At 63.8% G+C, this 574-nt stretch carries 1 pseudogene; it reads right to left on the bottom strand.

From position 1 onward, the window contains the following. Window positions 1–574 (bottom strand): annotated as a pseudogene (locus tag QWZ14_RS28950) (hypothetical protein); the annotation flags it as partial.

Genomic DNA, 574 nt, shown 5'->3' with positions numbered 1-574 from the left:
TAACCTGAAGGTCACAGGTTCAAATCCTGTCCCCGCATCTCCCTTAACTTGCACCCACAGGGCGCTGACCAAACGGTCGGCGCCTTTGTCAATTCCGGGTCCCGAGGCAAAGCGCAGGATCGCGCCCAACGCGCCGCGCACCTCAAGTCGCAAACTGCCGGCCTCGGAGATCAGCTGAATGGTCTCGACCAAGCTGCGAACCTGCTTGCGCAGTTCAGCGCCGTCATCGGCATCCAATGCCCCGATCAGGAACGCCACCTTATCCCGGTACACGTCAGCCAGCCGGGGGTGCAGCCGTGGGGCTGGAGCCGCGGAGCCAGCCAATGCCTCGGTCAGAATCACCTTGCGGTTTTCCAGCTCCACCAGGCGGGCTTTGACAGTGCTCACCTGGGCACCCTCGGCCAAGGCATCCACCAGCTTGCCGAGTTGTCGCTCCACCCGCTCCAACTCCTGCCGTTTGCCCGAGAGACCGGCCGAGGTCTCGGCCTGCAGCCGATTCCACTCGGCGGTGAAAGCCGCGGCAAAATCCCGGAACAGCGTAAGCGCAGCTTCGGGACCCTTGGTACCGGCGCTT

This window comes from Paeniroseomonas aquatica, assembly GCF_030409335.1.
Lineage (GTDB): Bacteria > Pseudomonadota > Alphaproteobacteria > Acetobacterales > Acetobacteraceae > Belnapia > Belnapia aquatica.
This window is presented reverse-complemented; position numbering and strand designations above follow the sequence as displayed.